This is a genomic window from Methylibium sp., from assembly GCF_965279545.1.
GTDB lineage: Bacteria > Pseudomonadota > Gammaproteobacteria > Burkholderiales > Burkholderiaceae_C > Methylibium.
Window position 1 is genome coordinate 177,315 of the sequence record NZ_OZ257250.1, and the last position, 26,377, is coordinate 203,691.

At 64.0% G+C, this 26,377-nt stretch carries 21 protein-coding genes and 1 pseudogene; 5 read left to right on the top strand and 17 right to left on the bottom strand.

The window, feature by feature from the left end:
* Positions 1–15 precede the first annotated feature (15 nt).
* From traL to ACQY9S_RS00835, 7 genes are all read right to left on the bottom strand, one after another.
* Positions 16–315, bottom strand: coding sequence for a type IV conjugative transfer system protein TraL (traL, locus tag ACQY9S_RS00805; RefSeq protein ID WP_428422675.1), 300 nt, complete (start codon positions 313–315; stop codon positions 16–18).
* 31 nt (positions 316–346) lie between these two features.
* Positions 347–691, bottom strand: coding sequence for a hypothetical protein (locus ACQY9S_RS00810; RefSeq protein ID WP_428422676.1), 345 nt, complete (start codon positions 689–691; stop codon positions 347–349).
* A 141-nt stretch (positions 692–832) separates the two neighbouring features.
* On the bottom strand, positions 833–1,531 hold the full coding sequence (locus ACQY9S_RS00815) for an OmpA family protein (RefSeq protein ID WP_428422677.1): 699 nt from the start codon (positions 1,529–1,531) through the stop codon (positions 833–835).
* Positions 1,528–2,052 carry a lytic transglycosylase domain-containing protein gene (locus ACQY9S_RS00820; protein WP_428422678.1) on the bottom strand — a complete coding sequence of 175 codons (525 nt, stop codon included), beginning with the start codon at positions 2,050–2,052 and terminating at the stop codon, positions 1,528–1,530. Before ACQY9S_RS00820 ends, ACQY9S_RS00815 begins: the two co-directional genes overlap by 4 nt.
* 197 nt (positions 2,053–2,249) lie before the next feature.
* Positions 2,250–2,744: a hypothetical protein gene (locus tag ACQY9S_RS00825; RefSeq protein WP_428422679.1), complete on the bottom strand. Its 495-nt coding sequence runs from the start codon at positions 2,742–2,744 to the stop codon at positions 2,250–2,252.
* A gap of 417 nt (positions 2,745–3,161) precedes the next feature.
* The gene (locus tag ACQY9S_RS00830) at positions 3,162–6,977 is read right to left on the bottom strand and encodes a hypothetical protein (RefSeq protein WP_428422680.1); all 3,816 of its coding nucleotides are present in this window, start codon (positions 6,975–6,977) and stop codon (positions 3,162–3,164) included.
* 169 nt (positions 6,978–7,146) lie between these two features.
* Positions 7,147–9,306 (bottom strand): SEC-C metal-binding domain-containing protein, encoded by a 2,160-nt coding sequence (locus tag ACQY9S_RS00835; protein ID WP_428422681.1) that lies wholly within the window; start codon positions 9,304–9,306, stop codon positions 7,147–7,149.
* A 338-nt stretch (positions 9,307–9,644) separates the two neighbouring features.
* Between ACQY9S_RS00835 and ACQY9S_RS00840 the strand changes: the two genes are divergently transcribed.
* Entirely contained in the window at positions 9,645–9,944 is a 300-nt protein-coding gene (locus tag ACQY9S_RS00840) for a hypothetical protein (protein ID WP_428422682.1), read from the top strand.
* 153 nt (positions 9,945–10,097) lie between these two features.
* Here the strand turns inward: ACQY9S_RS00840 and xseB are convergent, their stop codons facing one another.
* From xseB to ACQY9S_RS00870, 6 genes are read right to left on the bottom strand one after another with little or no spacing between them, the layout of a single operon-like run.
* Positions 10,098–10,307 (bottom strand): exodeoxyribonuclease VII small subunit, encoded by a 210-nt coding sequence (gene xseB / locus ACQY9S_RS00845; protein ID WP_428422683.1) that lies wholly within the window; start codon positions 10,305–10,307, stop codon positions 10,098–10,100.
* The gene (gene xseA / locus ACQY9S_RS00850) at positions 10,304–11,977 is read right to left on the bottom strand and encodes an exodeoxyribonuclease VII large subunit (protein WP_428422684.1); all 1,674 of its coding nucleotides are present in this window, start codon (positions 11,975–11,977) and stop codon (positions 10,304–10,306) included. The genes xseB and xseA overlap by 4 nt, the downstream gene beginning before the upstream one ends.
* A gap of 29 nt (positions 11,978–12,006) precedes the next feature.
* Entirely contained in the window at positions 12,007–12,351 is a 345-nt protein-coding gene (locus tag ACQY9S_RS00855; RefSeq protein WP_428422685.1) for an ATPase with chaperone activity, read from the bottom strand.
* Between the two features lie 60 nt (positions 12,352–12,411).
* On the bottom strand, positions 12,412–13,737 hold the full coding sequence (locus ACQY9S_RS00860) for a Y-family DNA polymerase (protein ID WP_428422686.1): 1,326 nt from the start codon (positions 13,735–13,737) through the stop codon (positions 12,412–12,414).
* Positions 13,738–13,745: 8 nt separating this feature from the next.
* Positions 13,746–14,186, bottom strand: a complete 441-nt coding sequence (locus ACQY9S_RS00865; RefSeq protein WP_428422687.1) for a LexA family protein — start codon at positions 14,184–14,186, stop codon at positions 13,746–13,748.
* 6 nt (positions 14,187–14,192) lie between these two features.
* A complete protein-coding gene (locus ACQY9S_RS00870; protein WP_428422688.1) occupies positions 14,193–14,396 on the bottom strand; it encodes a hypothetical protein in 204 nt (67 codons plus the stop codon).
* A 60-nt stretch (positions 14,397–14,456) separates the two neighbouring features.
* On the opposite strand from ACQY9S_RS00870, the gene ACQY9S_RS00875 reads away from it, so the two are divergent.
* From ACQY9S_RS00875 to ACQY9S_RS00890, 4 genes and pseudogenes are all read left to right on the top strand, one after another.
* A complete protein-coding gene (locus tag ACQY9S_RS00875) occupies positions 14,457–15,437 on the top strand; it encodes a DUF72 domain-containing protein (protein ID WP_428422689.1) in 981 nt (326 codons plus the stop codon).
* Positions 15,434–17,511: pseudogene (locus ACQY9S_RS00880) on the top strand (ATP-dependent helicase). The gene ACQY9S_RS00875 and the pseudogene ACQY9S_RS00880 overlap by 4 nt, the downstream one beginning before the upstream one ends.
* 340 nt (positions 17,512–17,851) lie before the next feature.
* Positions 17,852–19,990: an AAA family ATPase gene (locus ACQY9S_RS00885; protein ID WP_428422690.1), complete on the top strand. Its 2,139-nt coding sequence runs from the start codon at positions 17,852–17,854 to the stop codon at positions 19,988–19,990.
* The gene (locus ACQY9S_RS00890; RefSeq protein WP_428422691.1) at positions 19,990–21,783 is read left to right on the top strand and encodes a UvrD-helicase domain-containing protein; all 1,794 of its coding nucleotides are present in this window, start codon (positions 19,990–19,992) and stop codon (positions 21,781–21,783) included. Before ACQY9S_RS00885 ends, ACQY9S_RS00890 begins: the two co-directional genes overlap by 1 nt.
* Positions 21,784–21,960: 177 nt before the next feature.
* On the opposite strand, the gene ACQY9S_RS00895 is transcribed toward ACQY9S_RS00890, so the two are convergent.
* The 4 genes from ACQY9S_RS00895 to mobH all read right to left on the bottom strand — a co-directional run bounded on the left by ACQY9S_RS00895 (position 21,961) and on the right by mobH (position 26,342).
* Positions 21,961–22,083 carry a hypothetical protein gene (locus ACQY9S_RS00895; protein WP_428422692.1) on the bottom strand — a complete coding sequence of 41 codons (123 nt, stop codon included), beginning with the start codon at positions 22,081–22,083 and terminating at the stop codon, positions 21,961–21,963.
* Between the two features lie 62 nt (positions 22,084–22,145).
* Positions 22,146–22,769: a DUF4400 domain-containing protein gene (locus tag ACQY9S_RS00900; protein ID WP_428422693.1), complete on the bottom strand. Its 624-nt coding sequence runs from the start codon at positions 22,767–22,769 to the stop codon at positions 22,146–22,148.
* Positions 22,766–24,676 carry a conjugative transfer system coupling protein TraD gene (traD, locus tag ACQY9S_RS00905; protein WP_428422694.1) on the bottom strand — a complete coding sequence of 637 codons (1,911 nt, stop codon included), beginning with the start codon at positions 24,674–24,676 and terminating at the stop codon, positions 22,766–22,768. Before traD ends, ACQY9S_RS00900 begins: the two co-directional genes overlap by 4 nt.
* A 1-nt stretch (position 24,677) precedes the next feature.
* The gene (mobH, locus tag ACQY9S_RS00910; RefSeq protein ID WP_428422695.1) at positions 24,678–26,342 is read right to left on the bottom strand and encodes a MobH family relaxase; all 1,665 of its coding nucleotides are present in this window, start codon (positions 26,340–26,342) and stop codon (positions 24,678–24,680) included.
* Between the last annotated feature and the right edge of the window lie 35 nt (positions 26,343–26,377).

Here is a 26,377-nt window from a genome sequence, read left to right on the forward strand (position 1 = left end):
GCGGGGGCTTTCGTGTCAACCGACCATGCGGCGGAGGTGCGAGGGCGGCGTGGCGCGCATCGCGGTCATCGGGCTGGTGGGCAGGTGCCAGTACAGCCAGTGCATCGCGAAGGCCGGGTGCTTGTCGGCCTTGATGCGGGCGATCCAACGCGAGGTGAAGTAGCCGGCCGCCGTGCACAGCACGAAGGACAGCTTCGAGCCGGACATGTAGCCCATGAAGAGGCCGAACAGCAGCGGAGCCGCTACGTCGACGTCCCAGAAGCCGATCTTCCACTGGTCGTCCAGCCGCCTGGGGATGTAGGTGTTGGCGTGCATGCGGCCTCCGGGAGGTTGCGAGTCCGCAGCGTCAGATCACCGCGCCCATGATCGCGCCTGCGATCACGAGGCCGACGGCGGCGAAGATGGCGAGACCCACGTAGAACAGCACCGGACCGAAGTTGCGCAACGCGGACAACGAGATCAGAGCGACGACGAAGCCGACGAAGCCGACCAGGGCCTTGATGCCCGGGCCCAGCGCGGCGATCTGTGTCAAGGCCGAGACCATCGGGCCGGTGATGCCGGTGAAGGCGACCAGGTCGAGCGCGTAGCCGGGCATCGCGACGCACAGGCCGAGGGTGAGCAGCGCCAGCAGCGCCATCGCGGCCAGCGGTTTGCGATTGAAGACTGGGGGACGAAGAACAGCAGTGGTCATGGAGAACTCCGAAGGAAGGAAGAAGAGATCTAAGGGGGAGTGGCGCGGTGGTTCGTGTCGCGGCAGGCGGGCCGCGCGCGGCCACCGGGAGAAGCCAGCGCGGTGGCGTCGGTCCGTCGCAGGCGATGTGCGGATGGGCCGTCATGGCGCACTTTCATCGCGTGGCGTGTAGGCCAACTCGACGCGGCGGTTCTGTGCCCGGCCGGCGTTCGAGTCGTTCGGCGTCGCGTAGCAGCAGCGGCCCTTGGCATCGATGCCGATCCGGGCGGGAAGGTCGGGCGCCAGATCCAGAAGGTGGTCGCGGATAGCCAGCGCGCGTGCCAGGGCCAACGCTTCGTTGAGTGACTCGCTGCCCAGGTCATCGGTGCGGCCGGCGATCACGATGCGATCGGTGCGCCGCAACTCGCCGATGGCGTTGCTCAGGAGGACCTTGTGCGCGGTGGTCAGGACCGCGCTGTTGGTCCCGAAATGCAGAGTCAGCCGACGGGGAGCAGCGGTCCGAGGCCCGGCTGGAAGAGCGGTTGTCACGAGACCGGTAGGACGCGGAATCACGGCCGCGCTCGCGGCGGCGGGTGGTGTTGCGACGATGGGCGTCGGCGTGACCGGTGCAGGCGTGGGCGCGAGCGTCTTTGGTGTGACCGACGGGCAAGCCGGCTCCATGCAGCGCGTGAAACGGGCGTCGTGCCCGAAGTCGACCTGACTGATGTGCAGCGCCGGCGCAGCCACTGCGGCGTGTGGCTTGCTCAATGCTTGGCGGTCGGGATTGAGCAGGCTGCAAGCGGTCAGCAACAGGCCACCAACCAATGCGGCCGCGATGTACACGTGCGTGCTGCGGCTCACGGCGACACCCGTGCGGTGAGGATCGGTGGACGCGCCGACTGATCAAGCTTCGCGTTTTGAACCGTTGCGATCTGAGCGCCCGGCAGGCGTCGATAGACCTGCCACGCGTAGCGGCTTCGGGCGGCCTGGCAAGCCGGGCCTTTGAGCTGCGTGCAGGCGGCGTTGTAGGCGCCGACGCCGTCCCAGCTGACGCCTTGCCGGCTGAAGGTCTGCGCCAGCAGCCAGGCGCCGGCATGGATGCTGGTGCAGGGGTCGTAGAGGTCGCGTTCGCTGATGCCGTGGCGTGCCAGCGCCCGCAGGTTCGAGCTGTTGATCTGCATCAGCCCGATGTCGTAGCTGCCTGTGCGTTGGCGGTGCGTGAGATTGACGGCCTGCGGGTTCAGCCCGGACTCGACGCGGGCGATGGCATAGAGCAGCTGCGGCGAAACGCCGTAGCGCTGGCCGGCTTCGTCCCAGCATGCGAAGGCGTGGCTTGGCAACGCCAGCAGCAACACCCGTCCCAGCAAAGCACGCATTCGCATGACTCACCCCAGCGAAGACCGATACGTGCGCGCGTCGTGGCACGACGCACGCGGCGATGTCAGGACCGGCGGTGCCGGCCAAGGTCGGGTTCGGGTAGGCCCCGGGCGCAGGGCCGAGGCGTGGTGGGAGCGGGTGGTGTGCGGGTGAGTGTGCGGTGGAGAAGCGGAGCGGCGCGAGGTCTTCCCGGGACGCTGTATCAGTTCGGCGGTGCAGCCGTTCCCTGCGCGGCGCGGCGCGCCATGTTGACGCGGGCCTGTCGCAGCACGGCCCCACCTGAGGCATCGGCTTGGCAGCTCAGGGCCACGCAGGCAGTGGTCAACTGGTCGAGCTGGAACTTCGGATTCGGATGGCGGTTCGCCGGTGAGCGCTGCAGCGCGAGCAGCAGCTCGTACTGTGCGCGCCACATCGACTCGCGACGACGCGCTGTTTGCGCAGGGCGCAGCACGAGCTCCGCGCCGAGGAACCGAAAGATGCGCAGCGCGGCGTCGTCGCGCGTGAAGACCAGCGAGACGCTGGCGCTGATGAGATCCGGGAACCGAAACGTTGGTGAGACGTTGGCTTCGTTGCGGAGCAGACCGTAGAGCCAATCGTGCTCGTCCAGCCAGAGGCGGGTTTCGACTACGTCGGATTGCTTTGGCTGAGACGTTGAAGTCGGCAGGTCTTGCAGCGTTGTCGACGTAGCAGTGAACATGGCGCTAACCTCGGTTCGGATGTCTTGGGCTGCTCTTGCGAGTGCATGAACGAAGGGTAGGGGGCGAGGCCGGGCGCGTCTGCGTTGAATGGGACGTTTGTGAGGGGGGTTTCGGGATCAGTGTCGCGTTGAGGAGCGTCCGATGTACCGAGCTTCGATGCTGGTTAGCACGTGTTCCTTTGAACCTGTCAAATCAAAGCAGTTGGTGGTGACCAAGCGAAGTCGGCCGTGGCCAATCCGGATGTCCTCTGATGTCACCCGGGCGCCCGCTATGTGCGATCGAGCAGCCGCTCACACACGTCAGGTGGCCTTCGCTTGACGGCCATCAAGAGTCGTTCGCGACCGGCTGCTTGGGGGCAGTCCAACCGGTCGCTGGCAGAGATCGGAGCGGCCAATCTTTTCGAATCCATCAGGGCCTCACATCCCGTCTACACGCCCTAAGTCTGCTGCCGCACCAACGCGTGAGCGGAGCCAGTTGTCGAGTGCGTCGACTCGCACAAACTCTGTCGGCACAACGTATGGCGGATTTCTCATCCACCAGTAGATGTCTCGACTGACATACACCTCTAAGAACCTCGGCTCGAGCCCTGCCGCACCTTCCGGCCACTTCAGAAGCTCGCGAAGCTGCGCCACGTTCTGGGAAAGAAAGACACGCCGTCTTTCGATCTTCTGGAACTGGCCGTGGTCCTTGCCAGCACCGAAGATCCGCTCTCGCAGCCTTCGCCCGTCCTTCAGACAGAACGGTGGCTGGTTGTACTTGCACTCCACGCTGAGCCAAAGATTGCGTGCTGGCCAGTAGGCCAAGACGTCGAAGTCACCGACGTCATCGAACCCTTCCTTCGGAAAGCGCCGCTTGAAGTCAATGCCATGGATCGCAAACGGCGTCGCTCGCGAGCAAACCTCAAAGGCCCTAACTTCGAGTTTCGCTTCGAGCTTGGCCTTGATGCCTCTGACTTGGGATATGACGTTCGGCCATGCGAAGTCGGCAGGCAGGTACCCATTGGTGAGGGTTCCCAACCAGATGGCCGAACTCCGCTTGACCGTCGCGGCACCCCAGGCCAGCAAGTCTTCTTGAACCTTCACCAGAGGTCGGATGAGGTACCGATGGACTCGCTTGTTGTGCTCCCAGGTCGGCACATCCGGCTCGTCAGTGTCCTTGCCTGCCAACCTTCGTATCCCAGCCGGGTCCAGAGTCAGGAACTCAACTATGCGCTCAGCCGTACCCATGGTGACTTCTGGCAGCCTCTCAACAAGTTTGCTCGCAACAGCCGCGGGGGACTCTCGGTAGCAGAACTGCAGATCCTGCGCGCCACCCGCCGAGTACCAGCGTGACAGCACTGCCAAAGTCTGGGCAAGATTCGATAGTGAAAAGCCAACGTCGGCGGCGAAGGCGTCGTTGATTGCTTCCAAGTTGACGCCATCCTCCTGCTCAGAGGTCACTTCATCATCTTCGTTGAGGTCGATCCCGAGCTTTGCGGCTGCAAATTCTTCAAGGAAGAGCCGCTCCTGCTCTTCGCGCCCCTCAGAGAAGAACACAGTCGGGATGAATTGGTCATCCACTTCGAGTCCGCCCACGTCGATGTCGTTGTGCAACGTATCGCTTGCGCCATACAACACTGCCAACCAGTCGACATCGGCTATCAGCTGCACGACATCTTCCGATCGCACGGTGGCAATTCCGACGGCTGGCAAGCTGAGGCAGCACTCCAACAGGTATCGATAGTTCCTGCCAGCAGTGGTCAGCTCCTCGTGCGCCTTCGCGAGCAGTTCCGTTCGATCGAACGAAACCTGGTGCTTCATGCTCAGCTGAAGTCTCGTTACTTCGTGCCGATACTTCGCGGTGACCTGATCATGCTGTGCGATGCAGAAGAGAAGCAGCTTGCTTCGGTCGAAACAAGCGATGCGCTCGTGGACGAGCTTGCGAAGCGCATCGCGCGCGCCGTTGATGACGAGCTTCGCCGGCTCCAGCTCATGCCTGGACGGAGCCCCAACTCCCTGGTCTTTGAGCACTAAAGCAAGGGCGCGCCGCGCCAGCTTGTACTGCTGAGGCTTTGGCAGGTCGGGGTCGGCATGCTCCGGGACGTCGACAGTGCGACGTGTCGTCTGCATCCTGAACCTCGGTTGCCTCGATGCTGTCTCCCGGACTAGGCCCAACACTTCCGGCGACGGTGGAACGCCCAGTAGACCGCAGATTCCGACCATCAGACTCTCAAGGCACTCCGCTTCAAAGGATGCGTCGTTCGCCTGGTCGAGCTTGGTCCTGAGGCGCGCAAGATTGACGCGCACAGAGACCACCAAGCCGTCACTGCGGCTTGCGGGCTCAATCTTCCAGCCGTTAAGCAACGGACGCGACGCAACTTCAGACCTTGGCTCTTGATCCGCTTCCACCAACGTGTCGGGGTCGGCATGGCAACGAACGACGATGTGATCGCGAAGGAAGGGTTCGCTCTTGTCGATGAGAGCGCTTCGCTGCGTTGTCGCATCCGCCAGGCAATGCACGAAGAGTTCGACAAGGCGGCCATTGGCCGGATCCACGTCGTCACTGACCTCGAGAATGGCCTGTACGGTGCACGTACCTGCGCTACCAGACCAGGCCAGGGCTAGCGGACCCTTGGCTCTCAGCACCGTGAGGCCATCGCTCTTCTCATCGATCACCCAGGTGGCCTTGCCATCGGGGAAGTGGTGAGGCGCGCGCCCCCAGAACTCGGAGAGGACCTTGAAGCGCCAGCTCGAATTCCAATGCGGATCCAGACCGATGAAGGTAGGCTGCGTCGCGCCACCGATCAGCAGTTCGTCGGTGTCGCGGAACGACGCAAAGTGGTCTGCGATGCCGCTCATGCCTCCGACGATTGGATTGAGCCCGTCGACGTAGCCCCAGAAGCGCCGCAACTCATCGACGTCCTCCAGCGAGTCGAAGATGGTGACGAAGTCTGGCAACGCCAGCACCCGAACCTTCCTCCCTGGCGAGACGATTCGATAGGGTGCGGTCCCAACCTTAGCCAGGACCGCCAAGACGTCGAAGTGCTCAGCCGTGGGACGCGATCCATCTGCTCCGCGAAACTTCACGACCTGACCGCGATCTCGGAGCAGCAACCCCCAGCGCTTCGGCTGACTCGCAAGCCGCTTCAGGCGGCTCTCAATGTGCCCGACTGCTGGAAGGTCCTGCGGCTGAACCGGAACGACGAGTTGGATCCTGTCGCCGCACATTAATGCAGCGGCGACGAACCAGTCCCGACCGTCGATCTGAAATGGGAGCTCCAAAGGCCCAACCATCAACTCGCGGTCCCGGAGCCTTAGAGACACGAATCGAGCGACCCTGCGACTCAGGTTCAGTGCTCGTGCTGGAGAAGCTGCCGGCGGGGCCGCATCCCAGTGATCCACAACGACGCTTGGGCCGCTCCTGAGTGAAATCGGCACATGCCGCGAGCCGACTCTGACGGAAAGCACGGGCACGACTGAGCCCGTCATCACGGCATTGCCAAACTCTGCGAAGCTCCGGGGCTGCCGCAGAAAGCCAAGTTCTGCCGCTACCAGGGACGGGCTGGCAGTGTCGAACGAAGCGAATGGCGCATCCGCAGTCGACAGCAGTGCCGAACTGCATGCGCCCCAGAACTCGGCCGTTGGCGTCTCCAAGTGACCAGGGTCGATGTGCTCCCTGTGACCCACAGCGTCTGCATCTACTCCACGAATGATGTGTCCCTGGATTGCCAGTGCGAGATGCATGTCACCGAGCGCCTGGGGATCGTCACCGCGCAGAACCCGGAACGCCTCGATGAAGTCGGGTATTCGCTCGACGCTGCCGCCGTAGAAGGCCGGAGCAAAGCCTTGAGGCGTCTCCACGCACACCTCGCCCCAATCGGCCTCCGTGACGAAGTCCTCCATCATGGGGAACCGCGGCAGAAGCCGCTGAAGCTCGGCGTGGAACTCGCAAAACTGTTCGTAGGTCGCGAGTCGTACATCCCGGGCGAACGCTGGCTCTGGCGTCGCCAGGGCGATGTTCAAAGCAAGCAGATGTTTGACCTGGCTCGACCGATTGGGCAGCCACAGTTCCGACACCCCAATGGATACCAGTACATCGAGAGCATTGAACCGGCACAGGAACTCCCGCAGCGCGTCCCGCCGCCTCTCGAACTCGACATCAGGAGCATCAGAGCTGACCAGCTCGTCCTGCCGTAGCTCCCGCGGTCGGCCCGTTCGCTGCTTCTTTCGCTTACGCGACGAACTCTTTGGCATTCGTTTTCCTTGCGCTACTGGCCCCTTCGAACCTTGGCATTACCCCTGTCGGTCCTCAACGCTACTCGGACATACCGAACTGTGCTCCGCCAGGGATCGCGACGATCAATCAGATCCCAGCGAAACTTGACTGCCTGAAGAACACTCGGTGGCTGGCTGACCAGTAGCGTCAGCTCAGGCAGCACTTCTTGTACTTCTTGCCGCTGCCGCAGGGACAGGGGGCATTGCGGCCGACCTTGACTCGCGCCTTGGCGGCTTCGCGGAGCAAGGCCCTCAAGTTGCCCGGCTTGCCCATGTTCTTCGTCAGCGCGTCCATGGCGTCGTCTTGCTCCCATGGGAAGTCCAGATTGAGCCCGAAGCGCAGCGCCTGATCGCTTGGCCGCACACACACCCCGAACCAGGTCTGGGCATGCTCGGTGTACTTCCTGGCATGGCAGTGCCTTTGCAGCGTCGGTCCGGCAACTTCTATCGGGTCGTCGTTGCAGTGAATCGTGAGGCCGGTGCCACCACTGCCCAGGCCCACGGTGACATCGTGATTCTTGCCATCAGCGATGCCCTGTTTGGCAAGCTGATCGATGCCCGCGCTGACCTCAAGCACGGTGTCCTCGCCGAGCGTCAGCAGCGTGAAGCCAAGGTCGATAGTTGCGGGATCAGGCCTGGCTTCAATTGCCTTGACCATGCGCCCCAGGGCCGTCGCGCTGAACCGCGTCAAGATGCCTTCAGGGGTGCCCTTGCCTGGGATGCCCTCACGCCGAACCAACATCGCCAGATCGAGGTCGGCGGAGATGTCGTCCTCCAGCATGACCATGTCATGCTCGTCTTCTACCCAAAGATTCTGCTTGAGGTGGTAGGACAAGATCGTCAGCTCATGCGACGCCATCAGCTTGTCGGTGTACCCGGTCCGGCGATCCACATAGCTCAAGAAATGCAGCGGGGAGCTGAGCATTTCGGTCATCGCGTCGAGCGCGAAAACGTCCGTGACGAAAGGCGGCGAGATCGTGTCGGTCGCCGCGAACTTCAGGAACTGTCGGGCCTGGAAGCTCAAAGCCGGGTAGTGATCTGAGATCAGGCAGATCACGTAGATTCGCTTGAGGCCTGTCGGTAGCGTCACGGCATTGCCGGCGGCGTCTTTGAATGTGCACTTGCCTTCCTCGATCAGCTTCGCGCAGCGATAGGCTTGATCGCTGGAATCCTGAATGCTCTTCTTGAAGTCGTCTTTGATCTGGAGGTCATTACCGCGCCGGGCCTCAAGCGTCAGGCGTTTGGATTTGGCCTGCAGGACCAGGGCACGATTGCCGAACAGCACCAGCACGTCGATTTCAGCGAGCTTGGTGTCCTTTGACTCATAGATGTCGATGTTGGCAAGCACGTTCTCCGCGCCGAAGACCTGCCGCAGGCGCTCGACCGCAAACTGCTCGGTGAAGACGCCGCGGTTCTGCATGGCGGTGCTGACATAGGCCTTGTCAGCACCCATCCAGTAGAACGGCGCTTCATACAGCGCTTCCACGAGGCTGTAGATGTGGAAGAGCAGCAAGTTGCCATCCGGCATGCGGATGAGTGGACTGGCGTTGGCAATATTGAAATCGTGCAGCGCCTTGAACTGCTCGTTGTGTGCGCCCGGCGGAACGGCAAATGCCGATAGGACCTTATCGACGATTGTCGGATCGATGTGCCCGAAGTCGGCGACCTCTTGCACCGAGAACGCATTCCCGGGCAGGAAGGTCCATGTCTCTTGGGGCGTTCCGTGCATGGCGCGCATGACTCGGATCGCCTTTTCATCCTGCAATCGCGACACGGCAAGGACGACATTGCGGGCATCCTGTACTGAGAAGCCCTTGTTGGCGAGGAGCCAAGGGTCATCATTCGCGTACTTGGCAGGGGAGAAATCACGGTACTGAAAGCTGTAGGCGGACTCCCCGCCATAGAAAATCGGTTCGCGCAGCGCGGCGCCGTTGGTGAAGGGATTGAAACCTGGTTCGGCGATCTTGGCAGGATCAATGTCCTGCCAAAACGACGCCGTCATCGTGTGATGGATCTCCTCCAGCAGAGCTTCCGTGGCTTCGATGTACTTTTCAAGGACCGGGGGTGCCGGGAGCGTGTAGTCAATCGGGTTCTTGAGCATCAGCCCGATGAGGGTCGATGTCTCGGTACGGATCAGCCGGCTCTTCGAGAAGAGGTGCTGCATATCCTCGGCCTTCATCTCGCCCGAGTACCGGATCATGTTGTCGCGGGAGCAGAGATAGGCGATGGCATGCGCGTAGCCGGGCGAGGCGCAGAGGCCGGCCAGCTCGTCAAAGATTTCTTGCTCAGCTCGCATCGTCTTCGCCACCCATGGCCCCGTGAAACATTGCAATCATGTCGCAGCTTCCACCGACCGCCCGATCATGGGCTGCCCAGCTCGTTTCCCACACTGGCAAGTGACGTCTATGCACGGCGTAGGCAGACTGCGCTGCTCGCCTATCTGCGACTTCGAATGGCAGCTTCGGGTCGCCGACTTCAGGGCTGTGGAAGTCGCTTGTGGGTCGTCCACGACCGCTGGGACGCCGGCACCGGCGGGCAGCTTTGCTGCCGACACCCGCCTTCTCCCCCAGCGGACTGACGAGTGAATTTCCACTCGATGGTTCGCTGCTGAGCGTTTCGAGCCTGCTGCCAGGCAACGACCTCGCTATGAAGAAGTTGTCGGTTGACCACGCGCCGGTCCAGGCACTGACGACTGAGGATGCCGATCTCGATCTCAGCCATGTTCAGCCAACTCGCGTGCTTGGGCGTGTAGTGGAATTGCACCCGGCGCAAGAGCATGGCCGCCGCGTGTTTGCCAGCACGTCGTCGAAGCACTTTCTGAAGTGGATGTTCAGGTTGTCGAGAACGAGGCGAACTCGGCGAGCCTTGGCGTATGCGTTGGTCAGCAATTCGCCGACGAACGCAACGAAGTCGACGCAGTACCTCGGGCAGCACATCCATCCTTAGCTGCACCATCGCCCGAAGTTGTCTCCGGTGCGGGCGGGCTTGTCCATCAACATCCTCTCCAACGAACGGCACCAAGTATGCGCCGTGGCCGCCGTGGAGCGCCCGTGCCATCACTGCGGGTGCGCACTGCGCTCGCCTTCAGGTGCCGACGAGCTACGCACCGGCACCCAGACCCTCACCGTCCTTCAGCGCCGCCTCGAGCGCCTTCTCGACGGCATCGATCCGCTCCTGGCACACCCTGTAGGCACTCACCGATTCCGTGACCACCTGCAGGAGGTCGTCGATGTTGGGTTCCTTCTGCTCGCGCAGCGTCGTCGCATGCTTCTGCAAAGTCCCGTAGGCTTCCTTGAACGTCGTCGTCATTTCTTCTCCCGATCAACCTTCACTCGAACGGATCCGTCGGCGAACTGCACCGACACCGCCTGACCTGGTGCCACTTGCGCAGCCCGCGTCACGGGGCCGTCGCTGGTATCCCGCACGATCGCGAACCCCCGGCCCAGTGTCTTCTGCGGCCCCTGGCCAGCGATCTCACGCATCAGCGCTTCGCTGCTCCTCCTGGCATCCTGAACGGCCTGCCGGGCGCCTTGCGACATCACGGCAAACGACGCGTCAACCGCCGCGCGCGCACGCATCGTGTGGCTGCCGGCGCGTTCCAACACGAAGTCGACGTTGACCCTGGACTCGCGCCGCGCCGTCGTCACCGCCTGTGCCGAACCCTGGCGGACCGCCGCGGCGCCCTCCCTGATCAGCATCCTGGCCTCGTGAATCGAGGCCACCGAGACCTCCTTCACGTCCCCGAACAGTGCGGCCGCCCTGCGCTTCGCGAACTCCACGTGCCTCCCGGCGCCGGCGCGCACCTCGGCATCAAGCCGCTGGGCCGCCGCCCGGGCCCTCTGAGCGGCGAGCCCGGCGGCCTGGACCACGGTCCGAAAGGCATCCGACGCCTCGCGCGTGCGGCGCACGATGACCTGCTCGATGCCTGCGATGACCTTGCTCGGCGTGTCGAAGCTCGTGTGCGCGACCTCGTCGAGCACGGTGCTGTCGCGCTCGTGTCCGATGCCGGTGAACACGGGCACCGCCAGGTTGCAGACCAGCCGTGCCAGGTCGTGGTCGTTGAGCCAGGCGAGGTCGTTGACCGCGCCGCCGCCGCGGATGATGACGACCGCATCGGGCGGCTCGCTGTGGTCCCGGTTCCATGCGTCGAGGGCCGCCCGAAGGGCGCCGGCGATCTCGGCCGCGGCGCCCTCGCCCTGGAAACGGCTGTGGACGTAGACGAACTCGCAGACGCCGTGTGCCGAGAGCCGCTTCGACTCGGCCTGGAAGTCGCCGAGCCCCGCCGCGCCGTCCGGCGCGACGACCAGCACGGCGTTGAAGTCCCACGGCGCCGGCAACTGCTTCTGAGCATCGAAGATGCCTTCTCTCTGCAGGCGCGCGCGGATCTCCCGCTTGCGGGCCTCGAGGTCCCCGAGCGTGTAGTCGGGGTCGATCGCGTCGATGTCGAGGCTGAAGCCGAACTGGGGTTTGAACACCGGCCTGGCCCGCAGCAGCAGCTTGATGCCGGGCGCGAGCGTGGCGCCGGTGGCCCGCTCGAACTCGGGCAGGATTCGATTGGCCGTGCTGGCCCAGATCGTGCCGGTGGCCTTCGCGATCAGCGTTGCATCGCGATCGCGCTCGGAGAGGTCCAAGTAGACGTGGCCGCTGCGCGTCTTGACTTCCGTGACCTCCACGGTGGTCCACACACCGCCTCGATACGCCGCCGCCACCGCGCTCGCGACGCCGGCGAGCAATTGCGAGAGCGGGACGCCTTTCTGCGGCACCGCCATTGCCGTGCCGGGAGCCGATGCCGTGAGCGCGGTGGCGCTCGGGGGCGCGGTCGCGACCGCCCGCAGGCTGCCGGACAGCCAGGCCGTGAACGGCGCGGGGTCGATGTTCTCGGGGACGTACCAGCTACCGATGGCCGCGTCCCAGCGGGCGCCGAGGGACTTGGCGGCGTCCTTCTGCTGGAACGGGACCTTGAGATAGGTGCGCGGCATGCGCTGACTCGTCCTGACGTCGAAGCCGGTCAGCCGCGCGGGCTTGGCCCCGCCTCGAATGCCGGGCAGTCCCAGTCGAGCAGTTCGGCCAGCCTTCGGGTCACCCACCCTGCCTCGACGCCCTCGACGCCTGCTCCGTCCCCTGCTTCGTCCTTCAGCAAGCCGCGATGGATGCGTTCGAGAACATCCGCTTCCGTAATGCCCAGCTCCCACAGCTTGCTCTTCGCGTGGTCCATCAGCATCGTCGCCAGGTCCTCGCAGAGCTCGTAGCGCTCCAGGATATGCTGACGCGAGGCGTTCGGCTTGACCCGTCCGGGCTCGACGAAGAGCGCGACGAATGACGGTGGGACGACGATCTGGCTTTCATCGGACATGGTGGGCATTTTGCAGCGGCCAGTCCTCGGAGCCTTTGTGTCCTGCAGTAGCGCCCGTCATCAGGCCCTCGCCGTGGGAACCTCGTCCAGCCGGGTCGTGTAGCGTGGCGAGCGCCGTTCCTGCCTTGCAATGTGGCTGCTGTGGGCCGCCTGGTGGACTGCGCTCGCGACGCCGACCGCCCCGCGCCCGAAGCGTCGGTTCAGGGCATCCAGTGCCCCCATCAGACGCGAGCGGTCCTGGCGAGAGGCCACGGGCTCCTGCTCACCGGCACCGGTGAAGAGGTCGAGCTCCCCCTGATCTTGTCCCTGCGGCCGCAGGTCGACCAACATGACGCCGGCCTTGACGTAGTTGAAACCGGATCGGTACATGCCCTCCAGCGCATGCACCGCGGCGCCAATGAGCGCGCGGGTGTCGGCCGTCGGACGGACCAGCGGCATCGTCACGCTCGGACTGTGCTGCCGGTCGTTCTTGCGGAACGGGCTCGTCGTGATGAAGACGTGCACGGCGCCGGCGACGCTTTGCTGGTGGCGGACCTTCTCGGCCACGCGCGAGGCGAACTGGCTCACGACTTCGGTGAGCGACGAAAGGTCCGTGACCGGCGCACCGAACGAGCGCGAGCACATGATCTGCTGGTTGGCCGACGGTGCATCGTCGACGGCCAGGCACGATGTGCCGCGCAGCTCCAGCACCGTCTTCTCGAGCACGACGCTGAACTGCCGGCGCAGCGCGGCCACGTCCGCGTGGACCAGATCGAGCACGGTGCGGATCCCGCCGTCGTTGAGCCGCGCACCGATCTTCCTGCCGATGCCCCAGACGTTGCCGACGGCGGTGACTCGCATCACGTCGTCGAGCTCACCGCGCGACATCGCGCCGAAGTGGCAGACCTGCGCCAGCGCCGTCGGGTAGCTGCCCGGCTTGCGATCGGCGGTCTTCGCCACGTGGTTGGCAAGCTTGGCGAGCGTCTTGGTCGGGCCGAACCCCACGCTGGTCGGTAGGCCGGTCCACTGCAGCACCGTCGCCCGCAGGTCACGGCCAATGCTGACGAGATCGCCGCCGACACCCTCGAAGTCGAGGAAGCATTCGTCGATGCTATAGATCTCCTGGCGCGGGGCGTACTGCGCGGCCAAGGTCATCATGCGGCTGGACAAGTCGCCATACAGCTCGAAGTTCGCCGACAGCGCGATGAGACCGGCGCTGCGCTCGAGGTGGCGCACCTGGAACCACGGCTGCGCCATCTCGATGCCCAGGTCCTTGGCCTCGTTGCTGCGGGCGATGCAGGCACCGTCGTTGTTGGACAGCACGACGACGGGGCGACCGACCAGCGATGGGCGGAACACGCGCTCGCAGCTGACGTACATGTTGTTGACGTCGACGAGCGCGAACATCGATCGCCTCAGACCGTCATGGACTTGATGGCGGTGGTCACCACGCCCCAGATCTCGAGCCCTTCGCCCTCGGCCGGGACGATGTCCGCGACGGCTGGATTGGCCGCCTGCAGACGCAGGTCGCCTTGCTTCACCAGGCGCCGACAGACGAACTCCTGCTCGACCACGGCAATGACGACGTGCCCATGCGCCGGCGTCACGGCACGATCGATCAGCACCAGATCGCCGTCATCGATGCCGGCGTCGCGCATCGAGTCGCCCTCCACCCGCATCAGGAAGGTGGCCTGTGGGCTCCTGACGAGGATGTCGTTGAGATCGAGCCGCGTCACGCCGGAATCGTTCGCCGGCGAGCCGAAGCCGATCGCGACGCTGGCCCGCGCAGCCGGCGCTGCATCGGTGCTGCTGCGGCCGACGCGAACGCCTTCGCGGAATGAAGGTTCTTCCTGCATGGCCGCCTACTTCGCAGGCTGGGCGGGCGCGACATGCGGCTCCACCCGTTGCTCGTTGACGAACGCGACCCCGTCTTTCACCTCGATCAACATCGCGCCGAACCGGCCCTGCCAGACATAGCGCAGCACGCCCTCGGAGGCGAGCGGCAGCTGGGGCTCCTGGGACGAATCGATGCCGAGAAGAACCTCGGGCAGCAGCGGGGCGTTCATGGTGGAGGATCTGACGAGGTTCGGCGCTACACTGTATATCCATCCAGCTCTGGATTCAACATGGCGAGCGACGACTTGCTCGGTGAAGACACGTCCCCGCAGGCCGTCGGCCGGCGCGGCAACGTGCGCATCGGCCTGTGCAGCTGGAGCGATCCGTCGCTGATCAAGAGCAAGGCCTTCTACCCGCGCGGCACCGGCACGCCCGAAGGACGCCTGCGCTTCTACGCCCTGAACTTTCCGATCGTCGAGGTCGACAGCAGCTTCTACGCGATGCCCGACCCGGCGAACTCCGTGCGCTGGGTCGAGCGCACGCCGGCCAACTTCAGGTTCAGCATCAAGGCGTTCCGCTTGCTGACCGGGCATCAGACGCCGCCGCAGGTCTTTCCGCCCGACATCGCCGCCGCGCTGCCGCAGTTGAAGGCCGGCAAGCGCAACCACTACTACGCCGACCTGCCCGAGGAGATCCTCGACGAGGTGTGGCGGCGTTTCATCCTGGCCGTCGCGCCGCTGAAGGACGCGGGCAAGCTGCTCGCGGTGCACTTCCAGTTCGCGCCGTGGGTGACCAACACGGCGGCCTGGCGAGCGCATGTCGAGGCGTGTGTGCGACGCATGGCGGGGCATCTCGTGGCGATCGAGTTTCGCAACGCCACCTGGTTCGGCACCGAACGAGCGGCCGAGACGCTCGATTGGCTGCGCGCGATGCGGGTCGTGCACACCATCGTCGACGAACCACAGGGCGTGGGCAACTACGCACACGGCGTCTGGGAGGTCACCCATCCGCAGCTCGCGCTGGTGCGCCTGCACGGCCGCAACGCCGAGACCTGGGACGCCAAGGGGCTGGTGGCCTCGTCGGAGCGGTTCAACTACGAGTACGCCGATGCCGAGCTGGACGAGCTCAGCCGCGGCATCGACGGGCTCGTCGACAAGGCGTTCGATGTCGTCGTGCTGCTCAACGTCAACCACGAGGACCAGGGCGTGCGCGCCGCGCGGGCGCTGGAGAGGAAGCAGCGGCGGCTTCTCGGCCAGGCCGGACCGCCATGACCTCGTCCGTGCCTGAGGTGCGAGACCCTTTCGCGGAGCTCAACGACGCCCAGCGCGACGCCGTCGAACATGGTCTGGGTGATGCCGAAGAGGCACGGCCCCTGCTGGTGATCGCGGGGGCCGGCAGCGGCAAGACCAAGACGCTCGCTGCGCGGGTCGCGCGCCTCGTGTGCGCCGGCGCCGACCCGCAGCGCCTGCTGCTGCTCACCTTCTCGCGGCGCGCTGCCGCCGAGATGGTCGCGCGCGCCGGCGGGCTGCTGCAGCTCGCGCTCGGCCTGCCTGCGGGCAGCACGCCGCCGGTGCTGCCGTGGGCCGGCACCTTCCACGGCATCGGAGCGCGGCTGCTGCGCCAGTACGCCACCCGGATCGGGTTGAGCGAGTCGTTCAGCATCCTCGACCGCGGCGATGCCGAGGACCTGATGGCGCTGGTGCGGCAAGAGTGCGGCCTGGCCGCCGCCGCGAAGCGCTTTCCGATGAAGGGCACGTGCCTCGCAATCTACTCGCGTGCGGTGAACAGCCAGGCCGGCCTGCAGGAGGTAGTGACGGGCAGCTACCCCTGGTGCATTGACTGGCTCGACGAGCTCGGGCGACTCTTCGCCGCCTACACCGCCGAGAAGCAGCGGCAACAGGTGCTCGACTACGACGACCTGCTGCTCTACTGGGCCGGCATGATGGCCGAGTCCGCATTGGCGATCCATGTCGGAAGTCGCTTCGACCACATCCTCGTCGACGAGTACCAGGACACCAATCGCATTCAGGCCGCGATCCTGAAGGCGCTCAAGCCCGATGGCCGCGGCGTGACCGTCGTCGGCGACGACGCGCAGTCGATCTACTCGTTCCGCGCCGCCGAGGTACGCAACATCCTGGAGTTTCCGCAGCAGTTCCCGGTGCCGGCACGGGTCGTCACACTCGAGCGCAACTACCGGTCGACGCAGCCGATCCTCGCCGCGTCGAACGCGGTGATGGCCGAGGCTGCCGAGCGCTTCACGAAGGACTTGTGGACGGATCGCGCCTCGTCCCACAAGCCGCAGTTGGTCACGGTCGAGGACGATGCAGCGCAGTCCCGCTGGGTGGCCGAGCGGATCCTCGCGCACCGGGAGCAGGGTTTGCGTCTGAAGGGCCAGGCGGTGCTCTTCAGGGCATCGCACCACAGCGCGACGCTCGAACTTGAGTTGGCGCGGCGGAACATTCCGTTCGTGAAGTTCGGCGGCCTGAAGTTCCTGGAAGCGGCGCACGTCAAGGACGTGCTGTCCGTGCTGCGCTGGGCGGAGAACCCGCGCAACCGTCTGGCGGGTTTCAGGGAGGCGTTGCTGGTCGCAGGCATCGGCCCGGCAAGCGCCCGGCGCCTGCTGGATGCGATGGGACGCGGCGTCACAGCCGCGCGAGGCCTTGATGTCATTCCAGCCACCACCCGCCGCACGCGAGGAGTGGCGCGCGCTGACAGACCTGTTGCAGGCGCTTCGGTCCGGGTCGGATTGGCCGGCAGAGATGAAGCAGGTGCAGCACTGGTACCTGCCTCAGCTGGAGCGGTTCTACGACGATGCGCGGGTGCCGTCAGGCAGACCTGTCGCAGCTCGCACAGATCGCCGGGGGCTACGCGAGCCGGGAACGGTTTCTGACCGAACTCGCACTCGATCCGCCGCAGTCGACGAGCGACGAAGCCGGCACGCCCCACCTCGACGAGGATTACCTGATCCTGTCGACGATTCACTCGGCGAAAGGACAGGAGTGGCAGTCGGTCAATGTCCTGAACGTGGTCGACGGGTGCATCCCGGGAGACATGGCCGCCGGCTCGGCCGCCCAGATCGAAGAGGAACGACGACTGCTCTACGTCGCGATGACACGGGCCAAGCAGCATTTGCACCTGCTGGTGCCGCAGCGCTTCTACGTCACGCAGCAGGGGCGTTTCGGAGACCGGCACATGTACGCGGCGCTGACGCGCTTCATTTCACCTGCGGTGGCGCGCACGTTCGATGTGGTCGCGCCGACGACGGGCGGATCGCAGCCGATCGTGGCCGAGGAGGCACTGCGAGCGCTGGATCTGCGGGAGCGGTTCAGGACGATGTGGCGATAGCCTTCCTCGCTTCAATCGGTCGGTGTCACCGGCCACGGGTTGAGTGCAAGTGTTGAAGAAACGGACGCTGATGTAGGCGTCAAATCGACCCGTCGGTGAGTTCAAGTCTGGCTCGACGAGCGCCAGCGATGTGACGCCGAGCGGACTGTCACTCGACGGCCTCGTATGGCAAGGCGCGGCCAACAGCAGAAGTTGTTGAGAGCGGTAAGGAGCGAGTACTTGCCGTCCGAGGCGGCGCACACTGGATCACGCTTCCCTTGGAGGACGGCGTTGCTATAGTGGAGCGGGTAGCCGGTCGCGCGACTACCGCAGAAGAGCCAAACGGGAGGGCCCTCTCGCGATGCACATCTCCAAGCTCAGGCTTGTCAACTACCGAAACTTTGCGAGTACGACGCTGACGTTCACCGAGGGCGTCAACACCGTCATAGGCGAGAACGGCTCGGGGAAGACGAACCTCTTTCGGGCAATCCGGCTTCTGCTCGATGACGACATGCTGCGCTCGGCCCACAGGCTGGACGAGTCGGACTTCCATCGCGGGCTGGGTGACTGGCGCGGGCACTGGATCATCATCAGCTTGGAGTTCGACGAGATCGGGCCGGACGAAGCGATTCAGGCGCTCTTCCTGCACGGCACTGGCGTTGTCGCGGGCGGACCAATCGGCCGTGCGACATACAACCTGATCTTCCGTCCGAAGAAGGAGCTCAGGCTGAAGCTCGCGCAGCTCGACGACTGGGACATGGCAGGCCTTACGGCGATCCGCCAGACCATCACCATCGCCGACTATGAGACGCTGTTCACGGGCAGGAGCGAAGCCGACTTCTGCAATCCCGCGGTCTATAAGGAGCTTGTAGGCGACTTCGACGCCTGCATCTTTCGTCCTGAGGTCGACGACCCTCGAGTGGGCGCGCGCGTCCCGGTCTATCTCTCGGTCGCGAAGGAAGTGTCCTTCACCTTTATTCAGGCGCTGCGTGACGTGGTAGCCGAGTTCCACAACAACCGAACCAATCCACTTCTGACGCTTCTCAAAGCGAAGAGCGGTGACATCGCCCCAGCTGTGATGGCACCTATCGTGGAGAAGGTACTGGATCTCAACACGGCGATCGAAGAGCTCGAAGACGTACAGACAGTTCGGTCGAACATTCGCGACACGATCAAGGATGCCGCCGGGGAGACCTACTCACCGAGTTCGCTATCCATCAAGTCCGAACTGTCCGATGAAGCGGAGAAGCTCTTCCAGTCGCTTCGCCTATTCGTTGGTGAGTCGGAAGAAGACTATGAGGGCGCCATTCATGAACTCAGTCTTGGCGGTGCGAACCTTATCTACCTGTCGCTGAAGCTACTTGAGTTCAAGTACCAGCAGGCGCATCAGGCGATCGCCAACTTCCTGGTCATTGAGGAGCCCGAAGCACACATTCATACGCACATCCAGAAGACCTTGTTTGATCGCATAGCGTATGAAGATACCCAGATCATCTACTCGACGCACTCCACGCAAATTTCCGAAGTAAGCAAGATACAGAGCGTCAACATACTGGGCCGCAACGGCCAGACATGCGAGGCTTATCAGCCAGCGACCGGTCTGTCGCCAGATGAGATCGGTAGCCTGCAGCGCTATCTGGATGCCGTGCGCAGCAACTTGCTCTTTGCGAAGAGCGTTGTGCTCATCGAGGGAGATGCCGAAGAAATTCTGATTCCAGTGCTCTTCAAGAAGGTGCTGGGCCTTAGCCTCGACGAGCTCGGCATAAGCCTGATCAACATCCGCAGCACTGGGTTCAAGAATGTCGCGGTTCTCTTCCATGAGACCAGAATCCGCAAGCGCTGCAGCATCATCACAGACCTCGACGCTGCATTCATCGACACTACGCCAGTGGCGGGCGACCCGGCAGCGCTGGCGACTTACAAGCAGCGCTGCCTTGCCTCACAGGTTTCCGGCGCGGCACGGAAGGTGGCCCTTGACGGGTTTGCGGCACCCAATCCCTTGATGTCGGTCAGCTACGCCGAACACACATTTGAGGTCGACTTCATTGCCGCTGGCAATGGGGAGGTCGTCAAGAAGGTCGTGCCGGACGTGTACGCCTCGGCAGCGACTATCGCGACGGCCGAGGCCGAGCTCACATCGGGAGATAGGGCAGCGTTCGGACGAAGGGTGCTGACCATGGCGGAGAACCAAGGCAAGGGTTGGTTCGCCGTCTTGCTGTCCAAGAAGATCGACCACAGGACGACCTTGCCCGGCTACATCAAGGATGCGGTCTTCTTTGCAAGACAGACCCTTAGCAGCGAGCTGTTCTTCAACATCTACGACTACCGCGCCGCTCAAGCGCTAGCGGCTGGTGATATTCCACAAGCAGTAGCGGACACGGCGCGCGCGAGACTGGCCGCGTACCGGCAAGGTGCCATTGATCTTGCTACGCTCAAGGCGGCGATGGGGCCTTGCCTTCCAGGCGACCAGATTCACGGCATTCTCGCGGCGGTTGAGTGATGTTCGCCTGGACTGCCAGAGAGTTGAATCCGGAACAGGCAGAGGCGGTTCGCGAAGAGGGTAGCGTCTTCCTGATCGCATGCCCGGGCAGCGGCAAGACACGGACACTGACCTACAAGGTCGCCTATGAACTGTCCCGACTTCAATCGGAGCGGCAGTTCGTTGTCGCCATTACCTACACGCATCGCGCTGCCGATGAAATTGAGCAGCGCATCGAGGACTTGGGGGTCGACACTGCGAGGCTGTGGATCGGAACGATTCACGCCTTCTGCCTTGAGTGGATCATCAAGCCCTATGGCATCTATGAGCCGGCTCTAGCTCACGGCTATCGCATCATCGATCAGCATGAAAAGGAGCTGTTGTTCGAGCAGCTCTGCCAACCCTATGCCAGAGAGCGGATCAACACCTTCGACTGCGAATACTACTTCGCGCATGACGGCTATCACCTCGGATGCCCGAATCCGGTAAAACACCACAGCCTGCATGCAATCCTGGCGGAGTACTTCAGGACGCTCGAAGCGAATCGACAAATAGATTTCGAGTTGCTGCTGTGGCATGCGTGCAAGCTCGTGGAACGCATACCCGCCATCAGCCGTCTGCTGTCCCAGATGTTCTCGATGGTGCTCGTCGACGAGTACCAGGACACCAAGGAAATTCAGTACTCGATCATCGCTTCGATCCTGCGTTCCGGCGCAGGAGCTACGCGACTCTTCATGGTGGGTGACCCCAACCAGGGCATCTATGGCTCGCTTGGTGGCTACCCCATAGAGCTAGCGGACCTGCGCGCGTTGACCAACCTGGAGATCACGCCGAAGCAGCTCTCGCTCAACTATCGGTCGTCAGCCCGAATCATCGAGTACTTCGGCAACTTCAACGTCTCCAACACGCAGATAGCACCGGGTGGTGAGGATCAGAACTATCCAAGCCTTATCTCGTACAACACCCACGTTGGGCGCGCCGATCTGATAGAGGAGATCGCGAGACTTGTTCGCCACAACATCGAGAACCTGGAGGTTCCGCCGCACGAGGTTTGCGTGCTGGCGCCTCAGTGGGTGCACCTGGCGACGATGACACGTGGCCTTGCTGCCACACTGCCGGAGTACCAGTTCGACGGTCCCGGCATGGTGCCGTTTGCGAGAGATACAGAGAACTTCTGGTACAAGCTTTCGCGGGTTGCTCTGACCGAGCCGTCCCCCGACATGTACACGCGTCGCCTGCGTTGGGTGGAGGAGGTGCTTCGCGATCTTCGACAAGTCGGTGTGGACACGTCGAACTTCTCCGCCAAAGCGCTCCTCCGGGAGTCAAACGCAATAGACATCCAGGAGCAAGCAGGCCTCGAGTATCTGAGACTGTACTTTGATGAGGTCTTCCTGCGCCTGGGCGTTCAGTATCCCGAGATCGCACAACTGCGGGACCACCATGCCGCATTCTTCGAGAGTTCCGCACGGCGCGTTGCTCGCCTGCAGAACGACGGCGTTGCTGGCATCGCTGAACTCGAATTCTTCAGGCGTGTCTTTCAGAACCGCAGCGGAATCACGGTGTCGACGATTCACGGCGTGAAGGGAGCTGAGTTCGATGTGGTCGTAGCGTTTGCTCTCCTGGAGGGCATGGTTCCTCACTTCAATGACCAGAACGGCCCCCAGAGTGCGAGAAAGCTCCTGTACGTGATCGGGTCGAGAGCGAGGAAGAACCTGCATCTCTTCTCCGAGACCGGCCGGCCGCGTGGGCGGTACGATGTCTATCTGCCGACCCAGAGCCTAGCGGCCTGCGCCTTCAACTATGACGTGGTCTGATGCGGGGCAACGGTCAGGCTGAAGTACAGCGACCCCAGTCCCTTGCGGCGGGTCGCGTACAGGTTCAACTGAGGCCGCGACAGCACACTGAAAGGACGCGAGCTTGAAGCGCCGATGGGCGGCGCACTGGAAGGCCGCTTTTTCAGGCCACGGAAGCCCGCTTTGGGTCGTCCAGAGTCAGTCCCCGGTGAAGCCCGTGCGGTAGGTCGGGGGCGGATTGCGGTCAGCCAGCCGGGAATGGCTGCTGCGATCACTCATCGGCCGTTCGGCGTCGACGACCAGGCGGTCGGGCCCGGCCATCAACGGTCATCCGCGACCGGCAGCTGCAACGACGCCAAGGTAGACGATCTAGCTCTGCCCAGTCACCCGCGGCGATGAAAATTTCCCAACGCCCCCGCCGCGAACACCGCAATGCCGGCCGGCACCCCCGGCAACAGCAGCGCCGGCAACGTCACAGGTAGTACCAACGCAATCACCGTCCCGCACGCCACAACGATGGCCGCACAGACATGCAGCGCAAACATCTCCGGATCGTGATGCGCGAACTGCTTGGCCTTGACCGCGCGCAGAACGGCGCCATCGAACAGCGCGGCCGCGCAGAAGGCAACCAGCCACGGCAGCCATTCGAGCAGCATGAAGCAGCGATAGGTTGCTAGCAACAGCAGGGCGTCGATCGATCGGAAATAGGGACTGTTGAACAGTCGCGCGTTGACCGCCGACATCTCGCTGGCAACGGCCGAATCGATGCGACTCGGATCGGGTGCTTGGCGCAAGTTCGGAATCGGGCTGAACTGCCCGGCCGAGTTCTGAGCGTCGAGCGTGCGCGTCAGAATGTTCTCGGCATGCTGCGCGCTCCAGAACCGAGTAGTTTGTCCATGCTCCACCCGCAACTGCGCGACGAAGCGTTCCGGCGGGTGGGCCGACGGCAGATAGAGCACCAGGATCAGCAACGCCATGAGCGAGGCGATGGCCACGATCCGAATCATGGCTGTCCACCGGTCGCGGTCGCTGCAGGTCGATCGAAATCCGGGTTCAGGATCGGGAAGCGCCCCTTGATGATCCGTCCACCCGACACCGACGCGAAGTACTGCAGGTTCGGCAACTTGCCCAGCACGTCGGCCGGCACCATCTCCTCGAAGCTCTCGGTGAGTTGGGTCGAGTAGCTCGAAGAGAAATCGCCCAGGTGGGCGTCGCCGCCGCTGCTCAGGCCGACGCGCATCGTGTGGATGGCGGTCTTGCCGAAGGTCTCGACGACGAAGTCCTGGGTAGGGCGGTCTTTCGAGCGCAGTGCGATCAGGTTGTTGAGATTGCCCAGCGCCATGCGTGCGGCATCTTCGCTGCCGAGCCGCTTGGCCAGATCGGCCAGCGTCTGCATCGCGCAGGTCGTGAAGATGCCGCCCTCGGCGCCCTTGTTGAGGATCTCGATCAGCGGCTGGTTGATGACGTTCGACACCTCGTCAACGAACAGCGAGATGCGCCGATAGCCACCGAGGTTGTAGCGCATGCCTGCGCGCGCGGCCAGGTCGGCCAATGCCAGCGCACCGATTGCGGTAGCGACGGAAGGATCGGGCAGTGAGTCCAGGCACATGTAGAGCACGTGGCCGGCGCGCTCGACCTTCTCGAAGTTCACGATGGGCCGCAGATCGTCCGCATCGAACGGGTCGGGTGACAGGCTACGACCCAGGTCACCCGAGGTCAGCATCGACAGCACGGGCAGCAGGTTGGCCGTGATCTTCTGATAGTGCTCGCGGTTGTGCCGGAAGGTGCGCACCTGCGCGTCGACAACCTTGCCGCGCTGGCTCTGCGCGATGTGGTGTTCGTAGTAGGCGACGAAGGCCAGTAGATCGTTGCTCGCTGCCTCGGAGGGGCGTTTGATGTTGCCGCGCTGAGCATCTTGCAGCAACTTCTTCATGTCGGGCCGCTCGCGCCAGCCCGCTCCGAGGGCCTCGTCGTAGAAGCGGCGCAGCGTCCCCTCGAGCACCGGCTCGATGCCGCCCTCGATGTACTTGGTCAGTTTGACGAGATTGGGCCGCTCCTCCAACTCGACCAGGCCCTGCACGACGACGTTGACCGCGTCCCATCCGAAGGCCGAGAACGCACCCGCCGTGTCTGGCGGCATGATGGACTGGATGCGTGACGCGATTTCGGTGGGCTTCTGCCAGTTGAAGGTGAAGTCCAGGCGCACTCCTCGTTCGGGAAACGCTGGGTGAAATTCCATGAAGGTGTCCGGCTCGCGGTAGTCCTCGCAAGCGCGTTCGACGACACGCTTGAGCCGGCGGCTGTTCTTCGGGTCGATGACGATCACCACGTCGCCGCGCCGGACCGCCTGGGTGACCAGGCTGGCCAACGCGACGCCCTTGCCGGACTGCGTGGTGCCGACCAGCAGCGTGCCACCCTCGAAGTTCTGAAGCGGGCGATGCAAGGGAACTTCGCGAGGCTCGACGCCGTGGATGTAGGGCAGACCGATCTCGGCGTCGGGCTGCGGTGAGACGTCATGACCGAGCCAGCGCAGCAGCCGCGGTGAAACCGCGAAATCCCGGTAGTCGATCTTGGCGAGTTCATACAGCCGCTGCGAGTGCACCGGCTGCCATTCGAACCCGAAGCCCAGGAACACATCGACCGGGTTCTGGCACCACTGTGCCAGTTCGTTCGTGCCGATCACCTGGATACTCCGGCCGGTCAGCGATGCCCGCAGGACCAGGGTGTCCAGCGCTTGCGTCACGCGCAGCAGGGCCATGGCGAAACAGACCACCGACAAGGGCAGCGCCAACGGCCGGGGCAACTGGCCCGTCGCACCAACGGCCACGAAGAACACCAGCGCCAGCGCCCACACGCCCCCGGCGTAGAGCTCGTAGGCGCGCCGCCAGGGCATCTCGTAGCGGCGTACCAGCATGTCAGGCGCCCTCGGATTCGGGCAGGGCGAAGCCTTCCAGATCCAGCCCGTCGACGAAGCGTGGATCGAGCACCAGCCCCACGGTCGGCGTGCCGTTGAAGTCGCGTGTCAGGGTAGGCGGTCCCTTGGCGTCGACCGTGGCCAACATGTGAACGTCGGCCAGGGCGCGCAAGGTCAGCGAAGGCGGCACACCGCGCCGTTCGAGCTCGCACAGGGGGATGAAGATGCCGGTGGCCACGGTGCAGCACTGCGCAGGGCCGGCCGCGTGGTTGAGTGTGTGCACGACGACCGTCAGGGCATCACGCACCACCGGGTTCAGCCGCAGTGGTGCGCGCAGCGCGAGGGTGGCCGGCGGCGCGGGCGGTGCCGGTGCCGGCGCTGCCTCGGGTGGCGCGGTTGGCGTTGTCTGCGCTGCCGGCGTGGCCGGTGTCGCCGGTGAAGGGGGGATCAATGAAAGCTGCGTTCCCACCTTGACGGTGGGCGCCGGTGCAGGTGGTTCCTCATCCACCGCTCCGTCCTTGCGCGCGAGCGCTTTCTCGAGCGGCACGGGCGCGGGATCGATCCCAGAGAACAAGATGGCCGGTGACGCGAGCTTGACGGCCTCTAGGGTAGTTTTGGCACCAGGCGGCTGGATGGTCCAGGTGGCTTGCATCGAATCCTGGGCAGCCAGCACGCCAGCGGCGAGCAGCAGTTCAAGCACGGTCTCCGGTGCCTTCGGAATGCCGGCCAGCTGATCCGATTCCAGCAGCTTGTAAACGTCCTCGGCGGCACCTGGCCACAGCAGGAACAGCCCGTCCGAGCCAAACCAGACCCGGGATCTCTCTCGATTGGGAATCCAAGCCGAATGTCCGCTGGCAAGCCGCCGTAGGGCATCGACCAGGTAGCGCTCCAGGTGCGAGCCGAATTGCGGCGAGCCGTAGCGGTCGGCCGTGCCGGCGAGGTTGCGGTCGATCACCAGTGCCAGCGAACGCCGCACCAGTTCGTCGAGCACATTGCGCTCGTGATACAGCGCTACACCGCCGATGCTGGCCATCAGTTGGGGCACGATGACCGCGTTGTCAACCGACAGATCCTGTAGCACCTCGAGCGGCACCACATGCGGCAGCGCGAAGACGCCCAGCCCGCGTGTCTCATGCGCCTGAGGTCGCCAGCGCAGGAAATAGCGCTCCGCGCTTCGTGCGGCGAGCCAGCCAGCGAGCGGTTGCAGATAGCAGGGCCACTCTTCGCCCTGGGTGTCAGTGACGATCACGTGGCTGAGAACGCGATGCAGTTCGCAGCACAGGCCGGCGATGAAGGTGGCGTGCCGCCAGCGCGGCTCCAGTTGCCGGCGCACCGAGATCGTTGAGCGACCTGAGAAGATGTGCGCGTCCGTTCCCTGCAGGCTGAAGAAGGCCGCTTCGAGTCCAAGGCGCAGCAGGCCACCTGGCTGGCTGAAGTAGTTGTCGGCTGTGGCCGGCAGCAGATGCACGTAGGCGGCGTAGCGCCGCATCAGCGTCAGGATGTCGCGGTCGTAGGTGTCGCGATCCGCGCCGTAGCAGAGCTTGATGCGCGCGATCAAATCGTCGTTCTGCGCCAGCAACTCGTCTGTGCTCGCAGGCGCGAACCCGGGGTCGGACGCCGGAAAAGCGCTGCGTGCGCTCTGGGCTGCTGCTTGGGGGAAGACCATCGACACCTCCGGAAGTCCGAAGGCATTCTTCGACT

Excerpts from the sequence above, each read along its gene's own strand:
- traL (WP_428422675.1), bottom strand. The coding sequence starts at position 315 with ATGCACGCCAACACCTACATCCCCAGGCGGCTGGACGACCAGTGGAAG.
- ACQY9S_RS00810 (WP_428422676.1), bottom strand. The coding sequence starts at position 691 with ATGACCACTGCTGTTCTTCGTCCCCCAGTCTTCAATCGCAAACCGCTG.
- ACQY9S_RS00820 (WP_428422678.1), bottom strand. The coding sequence starts at position 2,052 with ATGCGAATGCGTGCTTTGCTGGGACGGGTGTTGCTGCTGGCGTTGCCA.
- ACQY9S_RS00825 (WP_428422679.1), bottom strand. The coding sequence starts at position 2,744 with ATGTTCACTGCTACGTCGACAACGCTGCAAGACCTGCCGACTTCAACG.
- ACQY9S_RS00830 (WP_428422680.1), bottom strand. The coding sequence starts at position 6,977 with ATGCCAAAGAGTTCGTCGCGTAAGCGAAAGAAGCAGCGAACGGGCCGA.
- ACQY9S_RS00840 (WP_428422682.1), top strand. The coding sequence starts at position 9,645 with ATGAAGAAGTTGTCGGTTGACCACGCGCCGGTCCAGGCACTGACGACT.
- xseB (WP_428422683.1), bottom strand. The coding sequence starts at position 10,307 with ATGACGACGACGTTCAAGGAAGCCTACGGGACTTTGCAGAAGCATGCG.
- xseA (WP_428422684.1), bottom strand. The coding sequence starts at position 11,977 with ATGCCGCGCACCTATCTCAAGGTCCCGTTCCAGCAGAAGGACGCCGCC.
- ACQY9S_RS00855 (WP_428422685.1), bottom strand. The coding sequence starts at position 12,351 with ATGTCCGATGAAAGCCAGATCGTCGTCCCACCGTCATTCGTCGCGCTC.
- ACQY9S_RS00860 (WP_428422686.1), bottom strand. The coding sequence starts at position 13,737 with ATGTTCGCGCTCGTCGACGTCAACAACATGTACGTCAGCTGCGAGCGC.
- ACQY9S_RS00865 (WP_428422687.1), bottom strand. The coding sequence starts at position 14,186 with ATGCAGGAAGAACCTTCATTCCGCGAAGGCGTTCGCGTCGGCCGCAGC.
- ACQY9S_RS00870 (WP_428422688.1), bottom strand. The coding sequence starts at position 14,396 with ATGAACGCCCCGCTGCTGCCCGAGGTTCTTCTCGGCATCGATTCGTCC.
- ACQY9S_RS00875 (WP_428422689.1), top strand. The coding sequence starts at position 14,457 with ATGGCGAGCGACGACTTGCTCGGTGAAGACACGTCCCCGCAGGCCGTC.
- ACQY9S_RS00885 (WP_428422690.1), top strand. The coding sequence starts at position 17,852 with ATGCACATCTCCAAGCTCAGGCTTGTCAACTACCGAAACTTTGCGAGT.
- ACQY9S_RS00890 (WP_428422691.1), top strand. The coding sequence starts at position 19,990 with ATGTTCGCCTGGACTGCCAGAGAGTTGAATCCGGAACAGGCAGAGGCG.
- ACQY9S_RS00895 (WP_428422692.1), bottom strand. The coding sequence starts at position 22,083 with ATGGCCGGGCCCGACCGCCTGGTCGTCGACGCCGAACGGCCGATGAGT.
- ACQY9S_RS00900 (WP_428422693.1), bottom strand. The coding sequence starts at position 22,769 with ATGATTCGGATCGTGGCCATCGCCTCGCTCATGGCGTTGCTGATCCTG.
- traD (WP_428422694.1), bottom strand. The coding sequence starts at position 24,676 with ATGCTGGTACGCCGCTACGAGATGCCCTGGCGGCGCGCCTACGAGCTC.
- mobH (WP_428422695.1), bottom strand. The coding sequence starts at position 26,342 with ATGGTCTTCCCCCAAGCAGCAGCCCAGAGCGCACGCAGCGCTTTTCCG.